Origin of the sequence: Xanthomonas sp. SHU 166, from assembly GCF_000364685.1 — a bacterium.
GTDB lineage: Bacteria > Pseudomonadota > Gammaproteobacteria > Xanthomonadales > Xanthomonadaceae > Xanthomonas_A > Xanthomonas_A sontii.
Genome location: NZ_AQOJ01000151.1, coordinates 1 through 8,840 on the forward strand (window position 1 = coordinate 1; position 8,840 = coordinate 8,840).

9 protein-coding genes are annotated in these 8,840 nt (G+C 69.4%); 3 read left to right on the forward strand and 6 right to left on the reverse strand.

The genetic code is table 11. The features are described from left to right. The 6 genes from D180_RS05710 to tsaD form a co-directional block, all read right to left on the reverse strand. On the reverse strand, positions 1 to 1,371 hold a 1,371-nt coding region (locus D180_RS05710), incomplete at its 3' end, for a glycoside hydrolase family 3 N-terminal domain-containing protein (protein ID WP_017912039.1). A 258-nt stretch (positions 1,372 to 1,629) separates the two neighbouring features. Continuing rightward, positions 1,630 to 2,571: an alpha-E domain-containing protein gene (locus tag D180_RS05715; RefSeq protein ID WP_017912040.1), complete on the reverse strand. Its 942-nt coding sequence runs from the start codon at positions 2,569 to 2,571 to the stop codon at positions 1,630 to 1,632. Further along, a complete protein-coding gene (locus tag D180_RS05720) occupies positions 2,571 to 4,019 on the reverse strand; it encodes a circularly permuted type 2 ATP-grasp protein (protein ID WP_010341631.1) in 1,449 nt (482 codons plus the stop codon). Before D180_RS05720 ends, D180_RS05715 begins: the two co-directional genes overlap by 1 nt. Positions 4,020 to 4,098: 79 nt before the next feature. Next, positions 4,099 to 5,418 carry a mechanosensitive ion channel domain-containing protein gene (locus tag D180_RS05725; RefSeq protein WP_017912041.1) on the reverse strand — a complete coding sequence of 440 codons (1,320 nt, stop codon included), beginning with the start codon at positions 5,416 to 5,418 and terminating at the stop codon, positions 4,099 to 4,101. Next, a complete protein-coding gene (folB, locus tag D180_RS05730) occupies positions 5,415 to 5,768 on the reverse strand; it encodes a dihydroneopterin aldolase (protein ID WP_017912042.1) in 354 nt (117 codons plus the stop codon). Before folB ends, D180_RS05725 begins: the two co-directional genes overlap by 4 nt. Positions 5,769 to 5,838: 70 nt before the next feature. Beyond that, positions 5,839 to 6,921, reverse strand: a complete 1,083-nt coding sequence (gene tsaD, locus D180_RS05735) for a tRNA (adenosine(37)-N6)-threonylcarbamoyltransferase complex transferase subunit TsaD (RefSeq protein WP_017912043.1) — start codon at positions 6,919 to 6,921, stop codon at positions 5,839 to 5,841. A 122-nt stretch (positions 6,922 to 7,043) separates the two neighbouring features. On the opposite strand from tsaD, the gene rpsU reads away from it, so the two are divergent. The 3 genes from rpsU to D180_RS05750 all read left to right on the forward strand — a co-directional run. Further along, a complete protein-coding gene (rpsU, locus tag D180_RS05740) occupies positions 7,044 to 7,259 on the forward strand; it encodes a 30S ribosomal protein S21 (protein ID WP_003465342.1) in 216 nt (71 codons plus the stop codon). Positions 7,260 to 7,504: 245 nt separating this feature from the next. Further along, complete coding sequence (locus D180_RS05745; RefSeq protein ID WP_017912044.1) at positions 7,505 to 7,951, forward strand: GatB/YqeY domain-containing protein; 447 nt, start codon at positions 7,505 to 7,507, stop codon at positions 7,949 to 7,951. 141 nt (positions 7,952 to 8,092) lie between these two features. Beyond that, a partial coding sequence (locus tag D180_RS05750; RefSeq protein ID WP_017912045.1) for a YihY/virulence factor BrkB family protein occupies positions 8,093 to 8,840 on the forward strand: 748 nt, incomplete at its 3' end.

Genomic DNA, 8,840 nt, shown 5'->3' on the forward strand with positions numbered 1-8,840 from the left:
CGCGGCGGCCACCGCCGCCTCGATGCCGCCGTCCAGCGGCGCTTCCAGGCCGCAGCCGGGCACCACGGTCAGCGCCTGCGCGTCGGCCAGCGCGGCGCGCACGCCGGCTTCCAGGGTCACATAGCGGGTCTTGTCGCCGAACAGGGTCCAGCAGCCCTCGATGTTGTCGCGGTCCTGCGCGAACGGGCCGATCAGCGCGATCTTCTGGCCCTGCTTGCGCAGCGGCAGCACCGGGCCGTCGTTCTTCAGCAGCACGATCGAGCGCCGCGCCGCGTCGCGCGCCAGCGCATCGTGCGCGGCGATGTGCGACAGGTCGGCCTCGCGCGCCGGGTCCAGCGAACGGTACGGATCGTCGAGCAGGCCGATCGCCTCCTTCAGTTCCAGCACGCGGCGCACCGAGGCATCCAGCAGCGCCATCGGCACCTCGCCGTCCTCCACCAGCGACGGCAGGTGCGCGGCGTAGAAGCCGCTCTGCATGCTCATGTCCATGCCGGCCAGGAACGCCTTCTTGGTCGCGTCGCGCTCGTCGGCGGCATAGCCGTGCGCGATCAGCTCCATGTCGGCGGTGTAGTCGGAGATCACCACGCCGGGGAATTTCCATTCGCCGCGCAGGATCTCGGTCAGCAGTTCGTGGTTGGCGCTGGCCGGCACGCCGTTGATGTCGTTGAAGGAGGTCATCACGCTCAGCGCGCCGGCCTCGAAGGCGGCCTGGAACGGCGGCAGATGCACGTCGCGCAGGGTCTGCGGGGCGATGTCGACGCTGGCGTACTCCATGCCGGCGGCGACCGCGCCATAGGCGGCGAAGTGCTTGGGCGTGGCCAGCAAGGCGTCGTCGGCGCGCAGGTCCGGCCCGTGGAAGCCGCGCACGCGCGCGGCGGCGAAGGCGCAGCCCAGCACCACATCCTCGCCGGCGCCCTCGGCGCCGCGGCCCCAGCGCTGATCGCGGGCGATGTCCACCGCCGGGGCGTAGGTCCAGTGGATGCCGGCGGCGGTGGCCTCGACCGCAGTGGCGCGCGCGGTGCGCTCGGCCAGCTCCGGCTCGAAGCTGGCGGCCTCGCCCAGCGGGATCGGGAACACCGTGCGCATGCCATGGATCACGTCCGCAGCCAGGATCACCGGGATCCCCAGCCGGCTCTCCTCCAGCGCCACCTGCTGGATGCGCCGCCCCAGTTCCGCGCCGACGCCGTTGAACAGCGAGCCGACCCGGCCGGCGCGCACCTGCTGCAGCACCTCGTCGGCATTGCGGACGTTGGCTTCCGGATTCACGTCGGGGGCGAACGGGCGCACCATGTCGGCAAAGACGCCGAGCTGGCCGACCTTCTCCTCGACGGTCATGCGGGCGATGAGCGATTCGATACGATCCGAAGCCATGGGGTCCTTTGAGAAAACGTTTACATAGCCGCCAATTCTAGCTCTGCGGCCAGTCGATGGGGCAAGTTCCGGCGCCGGAATCGCCTATTCATAAAACTGTCTACCGACCGGGCCGGCCCCGCCGCCGCGCACCATACGCCGGCGAAGGGGCGCCGCCTAGGGGGAGTGGAGGGAGAGCCGGGCCCGGCCCCAGCCCGGCGTGGATCCCGGATCGCCGCGGCCGGCCGTTGGCGCAGCGCACAGGCCGCCCGCCTCAGCTCAGGAGCTGAAGTAGGCCTCGGCGATGGCGTTGTGCAGGTGGCCGAGGTGGGTCTGGATCTCGTCCATGAACCCGGCCGGGTTGTGCGCGGCCAGGTAGGCCGGATCGGCATTGCGCACCAGCCCGCTGATGCGCATCAGCGCGCGCTCCACCGGCGGCCGCGGCGGCATGGTCGGCAGGATGTGCTGGGCGCGGACCAGGCAGAACTGCACGCTGCGCGGGAAATCGTTGTTCTGCAGCAGGAAGCGCAGCGCCTGCTCGCCGGTGACGCGCTGGCGCACGTGGCGGCGGTACATCTGGTAGGCGGCCTGCGCGCGCAGCACGCTCATCCACTGCATGGCCTGGTAGGCCTCGCGGTCGTCGGCCTTGCGCGGGGTGATCAGGCCCGAGGCACCGGCATCGATGATCCGCGTGGTCATGTCGGCCTGTTCGATCGCCGTGCCCAGGCGCAGGAACTGGAAGCCGATGTCGCGGCTGACGTTGGCGGTCAGCAACCCGGACACCTTCAGGCAGGCGTCGGTCACGTGGCCCAGGAACTCCATGCGGTAACGGCGGCCGACGCTGCGCTCGCCGTTGGCGTCGATGTACAGGTGCAGGTCGTTGACCGCTTCCCAGATCTCCTGCGGCAGGGTGTCGCGGATGCTGCGCAGCAGTTCGCGCGCGTACTGCACCGAACTGCGCAGCGAGGACGGATTGCGTTCGTCCAGCAGCAGGAAGCGCACCACGTCGGCGTCGCCGACGTCGTCGCCGGCGTTGGGGAACCACAGCGCGAAGATCTCGCCGGCGCCGACCGTGTCGATCATCGGCCGCCAGGCGAAACGCACCGAGCGCGGCAGGTCCAGCTGCAGCAGGCTGCCCACCCCGACCAGCCGCGCGGTGGTCTCGGCGCGGCGCACGTAGCGGCTGAACCAGTAGAGGTTGTCGGCGACGCGCGAGAGCATCAGTCCAGCTCCTCGTCCAGGTCCACCACCCAGGTGTCCTTGGCGCCGCCGCCCTGCGAGGAATTGACCACCAGCGAGCCCTCCTCCATCGCCACCCGGGTCAACCCGCCGGTGGTCACGTAGACGTCCTCGCGGGACAGGATGAACGGGCGCAGGTCCAGGTGCCGCGGCGCGGGTCCGGCCTCGGTCACGATCGGCGCGGTGGACAGGCCCAGGGTCGGCTGCGCCATGTAGTTGCGCGGGTCGGCCAGGATCAGCTTGCGGAACTGCTCGCGCTGGCGCGTGGTCGAGCGCGGGCCGATCAGCATGCCGTAGCCGCCGGACTCGTTGGCCGGCTTCACCACCAGTTCGTCCAGGTGTTCGAGCACGTACTGGCGGTCCTTGTCGTCGTGGCACAGGTAGCTGGGCACGTTGGGCAGGATCGGCTCCTCGTCCAGGTAGTAACGGATCATCTTCGGCACGTAGGCGAACACCACCTTGTCGTCGGCCACGCCAGCGCCCGGCGCATTGGCCAGCGCCACCTTGCCGGCGCGCCAGCTGCGGATCAGCCCGGCCACGCCCAGCACCGAATCGGCACGGAACGCCTCCGGGTCCAGGAACAGGTCGTCGACCCGGCGGTAGATCACGTCGACCCGGCGCGGTCCGTACACGGTGCGCATGTAGGTGCAGTCGTCGTCGGCCACGAACAGGTCGTCGCCCTCGACCAGCTCGATGCCCATCGCCTGCGCCAGATAGGCATGCTCGAAGTAGGCGCTGTTGAAGATGCCCGGGGTCAGCAGCGCGATCACCGGCTGGTCGCCCGGGCGCGGCGACAGCGCCGCCAGGGTGTCGTAGAGCTGCGCCGGGTAATCGTCCACCGGCAGGATCGCGCTGGTCTCGAACAGTTCCGGGAACACCCGCTTGGCGACCATGCGGTTCTCGAGCATGTACGACACGCCGCTGGGGATGCGCAGGTTGTCCTCCAGCGCGTAGAGCGTGCCGTCGGCGTCGCGCACCAGGTCCGAACCGCACACGTGCGCCCACACCCCCAGCGCCGGGGTGATGCCCACGCACTGCGGGCGGAAGTTCACCGAATGCTCCAGCAGCATCGCCGGGAACACCTTGTCCTTGACGATGCGCTGGGCGCCGTAGATGTCGCCGATGAACAGGTTGAGCGCACGCATGCGCTGCTTCAGCCCAGCCTCGGTGCGCTGCCATTCGTGCAGCGGGATCACCCGCGGGATCAGGTCGAACGGCAGCGTGCGGTCGACGTTGCGGCCGTCGGAGTAGACGGTGAAGGTGATGCCCATGACCCGCGCGGCGACGTCGGCGGCGAGCTGGCGTTCGGACAATTCGCGTCCACTGAGGCTGGACAGGTACTCGATGACCCGGCGTGCGGCCGGACGTGGCTGCCCGTCGGACTGGATCAGCTCGTCGAAGGTGGCCGTGCGGTACTTGCTCCAGTCCATCGCGCCCCTTGTTGCTGCGGGCCGGCGGCGAGAGGCGCCGGCATGTTGTCCCGCAACATGCCCGCAGACGTGACAGCCGTCAAGCCGCCGGCGGCGGCACGGCGTCCGGGGCGCGGCGGATCCGTGCGCTGTCCATGAACATCGCGTCGCTGGAGGCCTGGAACACGCGCAGGTCGAAATTGGGCAGGATCGCCAGCAGGTGATCGAACAGGTCCGCCTGGATCTGCTCGTACATCGCCCAGCGGGTGTCGTTGGCGAAGCAGTACAGCTCCAGCGGCAGGCCGTTGGCGCCGGGTTCCAGTTGCCGCACCAGCAGGGTCATGTCCTGGCGCACGTGCGGGCTGGCGCGCAGATAGTGCTCGACGTAGGCGCGGAAGGTGCCGAGGTTGGTGATCCGGCGGCCGTTGATCGGCGCTACCCCACGTTCGGCCAGCGCCCCGTTCCAGGCGCCGAGTTCGTCGCGCTTGCGGTCGATGTACTCGCGCAGCACGGTCAACTGCCGCATCTGCTCGATCTCGGCAGCGTCGAGGAAGCGCACGCTGTGCTGGTCCAGGTACAGCGCGCGCTTGATCCGGCGCCCACCGGCCTCGCTCATCCCGCGCCAGTTCTTGAACGAGTCGCTGATCAGCTTCTTGGTCGGGATGGTGGTGATGGTCTTGTCCCAGTTCTGGACCTTGACCGTATGCAGCGCGATGTCGATCACGTCGCCGTCGGCGTTCTGCTGCGGCATCTCGATCCAGTCGCCGACGCGGACCATGTCGTTGGAACTGATGGTGACGCTGGCCACCAGCGACAGCAGGGTGTCCTGGAACACCAGGATCAGCACCGCCATCATCGCGCCCACGCCCGACAGCAGGATCACCGGCGACTTGTCGACCAGCACCGACACCATCAGCACCGCCGCTACCACGCCGAGCACGATCTTGAGCAACTGCATGTAGCCCTTGATCGGCTTGTTGTGCGCGTCCGGGCGCCGCTCGTAGACGTGGTTGAGCAGATCCAGCACGCGCGACAGGGCCAGCGCCACGGTCAGCACGATGAAGGCGGCGCAGACGTTGCGCACCACGCTGACCATCGCCGCCGGCAGGTGCGGCACCGCGCCGATGCCCAGCGACAGCACCAGCGCCGGGATCACGTTGGCCAGGCGCGGGATCACGCTCAGCTTCACTTCCTTGTCGCTGAGCACGGTGGCGCGCAGCGCCCGCCGCAGCCCGCGCAGCAGGATCCGCTTGGTCACCCAGTTGGCCAGCCACGCCGCCAGCAGCAGCGCCACGATCACCATCGCGTCGTAGGCCCAGGGATACGGCGCCAGGGTATGCTGCAGGTCGGCGAAGAAACGCGCGCCGGGCAGCGCCGCCGACGCGGCGCTGGCGAACGGCAGCGATGCCTGCGTACTCATGCGCGGCTGCGCTCGATGATGACCCCCACCGCCTGCGCCCCGCGCACCGCGCCCGGCTTGCTCAGCTTCAGCCGCAGCCACTGCACGTCGAATTCTTGCAGCACCGCTTCCGCGCAGCGCTCGGCCAGCGTCTCGACCAGCCCGTAGCCGGACTGCTCGACCAGTTCCACCAGGCGCTTGCTCACCGCCTTGTAGTTGAGCGTGTCGGCGATGTCGTCGCTGGCCGCGGGCTTGCGGTTGTCGAAGCCCATTTCCAGATCGAAGCGCAGCGTCTGCCGGATCCGCCGCTCCCAATCGTAGATGCCGATCAGCGCGTCGATTTCCAAACCTTCGATGAAGACTTTATCCATGAGGAGCAGGGATTGGGGAATAGGGAGTGGGGAATGGTAAGAGCAGAGGCAAAAGCGGCGCGTGAGCCGCTCACGATTCCCGATTCTCCATTCCCGATTCCCGACTTGCCGCCAATGGCGGCAAGTCCGCCATGTCCCAGCGCGGCGTCACCTGCACCGCGGACGCGGTGTCGTGCAGGCCGGCCTGCAGGCGCAGGGCGCCAGCGAAGGCGATCATCGCGCCGTTGTCGGTGCACAGCGCCGGGCGCGGGAAGCAGGCACGGCCGCCACGGGCCTGCGCCATCGCCTGCAGCTTGGCGCGCAGGCGCAGATTGGCGCCGACGCCGCCGGCGACCACGATGGTGTCGCTGCCGGCCGCCTCCAGCGCGCGCTCGCACTTGATCGCCAGCGTGTCCACCACCGCGTCCTCGAAGCCGCGGGCGATATCGGCGCGCACCGCGTCGGACTGGTCGCTGTCGCGCCAGGCCAGCAGCACCTGGGTCTTGAGCCCGGAAAAACTGAAGTCCAGGCCGGGCCGGTCGGTCATCGGCCGTGCGAAGCGGAACCGGCCCGAGGTGCCCTGCGTGGCCAGCGCCGCCAGTTGCGGGCCGCCCGGATACGGCAGCCCCATCAGCTTGGCGGTCTTGTCGAAGGCCTCGCCGGCGGCGTCGTCCAGGGTCTCGCCGAGCAGGCGATAGCGGCCGATGGCCTCCACCGCGATCAACTGGGTGTGGCCGCCGGAGACCAGCAGCGCCACGAACGGCGGCGCCGGCGCGCCGTGCCCCGGGTCCGGATCCTCCATCAGCGGCGCCAGCAGGTGGCCTTCCATGTGGTGCACGCCGATCGCCGGCACCTCCAGCGCCCAGGCCAGGGCCCGGGCCACGCCGGCACCGACCAGCAGCGCGCCGACCAGACCCGGGCCGGCGGTGTAGGCCACCCCGTCCAGGTCGCGCACCTGCAGGCCGGCCTCGGCCAGGGTCTGGCGGATCAGCGGCAGCAGCTTGCGCACGTGGTCGCGGCTGGCCAACTCCGGCACCACCCCGCCGTACTCGGCGTGCAGGGCGATCTGGCTGTACAGCGCATGCGCACGCAGCGCGGCCGCCCCGGAGCGAGTGGTGTCGTAGACGGCGACGCCGGTTTCGTCGCAACTGGATTCGATGCCGAGCACGTTCATGGGGTGCATTGTGCGGCCGAATCGGCGGCAGGCCAAACGGGGTGCTTGCAGCCGCGAAATCTGTCGCTATAATGTGCGGCTCGCCGGGCCTGACCCGGTCACCATTGTGTCCCGGAGATTCCATGCCCAGCGTTAAAGTCCGCGAGAACGAGCCCTTCGAGTTTGCGCTCCGTCGCTTCAAGCGCACCTGCGAAAAGGCCGGCGTGCTGGCCGAAACCCGCAAGCGCGAGTTCTACGAAAAGCCGACCCAGGAACGCAAGCGCAAGGCCGCTGCTGCGGTGAAGCGCCAGCTGCGTCGCACCTCGCGCGACGTCACCAAGCGCCAGCGTCTGTACTGAGGATCGCGGCCTGCGGTAGCGGGATGTGCCGGTTTCGGCATCCGCTACGATAAGCCCACGAAGCCGGCACGCGCAAGCGTCGCCGGCTTTTTGTGCGTCTTCCACCTTGGCCAGGCGCTCCGCCCCGCGCGGGCATCGGTCCCATCCCTGTCCCTCGGCACCCGCGTGCCACCTCGGCCACGGCCAGCGCCAGCGCGCTTGCCTAGAATGCCCTTCCCCCTTTTCTCTTCCCTGTGGAGCCCCTCATGACCCTCAAGCAGCAGCTCACCGACGACATGAAGGCCGCGATGAAGTCCGGCGACAAGCACAGCCTGGGCGTGATCCGGCTGATCAACGCCGCGATCAAGCAGAAGGAAGTGGACGAGCGCGTGGAGATGGACGACGCCGCGGTGATCGCGGTGATGGACAAGATGGTCAAGCAGCGCAAGGACTCGGTGAGCCAGTACGAGGCCGCCGGCCGCGACGACCTGGCCCAGGTGGAGCGCGAGGAGATCGTGGTGATCGAGCGCTACCTGCCGAGCAAGATGGGCGAGGCCGAGATCGTCGCCGCGATCCAGGCGGCGAAGGCGCAGACCGGCGCCGCCAGCCCGGCCGACATGGGCAAGCTGATGGCCGTGCTCAAGCCGATGCTCGCGGGCAAGGCCGACATGGGCCAGGTCTCGGTGCTGGTCAAGCAGCAGCTGGCCGGCTGACCGCACCGATGCGTTAGCGCGCGCGGCGGGCTTCACCCGCCTTTCGGCGACGGGCTGCTACAACGCCGGCAAGCCCGCGCCCCCTTCTGCGCGCAGTGCGGGACCGGCGTTGCGACGCCGCGCGCCGAAGGTCCCGCGCCCATGTCCATGCCCCTGTCGTCCGATCGCCTGCACAAACATCTCGACCGCCTGCAGCAAAGCCTGCCGGCCGCGCTGGTGCGGCGCTTCGTCGAGATCGACGTGATGACCCAGGCGGCGTCGCTGTCGTTCTACGCGCTGCTGTCGCTGGCGCCGCTGCTGGTGCTGCTGCTGTGGCTCACCGCCTCGCTGTATCCGCAGGCGCAGGAGGCGCTGATCGCGCAGATCGGGCAACTGGCCGGACACGGCGCGCGCGAGGTCGCGCAGACGGTGATCGACAACGCCAAGAACCAGCCCAGCGTGGGCTCGCTGGCCGGGCTGTGGAGCACCCTGCTGCTGTTCGTCGGCGCCACCGCGGTGTTCGCGCAGTTGCAGAACGCGCTGAACCTGATCTTCCGCACCGACAAGCAGCGCCTGGACGGCCTCATGGCCTGGCTGAAGAAGCGCGTGTTCTCCTTCGGCGTGGTATTCGCGCTGGGCTTCCTGCTGCTGATCTCGATGATCCTGACCACCGTGCTGCAGGTGGTGTTCGCGCGGATGCCGTCGGTGCTGCCGGCGGTCGGCTACGTCTCGACCCTGGCGATCTACGTGCTGGCCTTCGCCGTGCTCTATCACTACCTGCCCGACCGCCGGGTGGAATGGCGCCAGGCCATCATCGGCGGCGCGATCACCGCCTGCCTGTTCGTGGCCGGGCGCTACGCGATCGGCCTGTACATCGCCACCGCCGCGCCCGGCAGCGCCTACGGCTCCC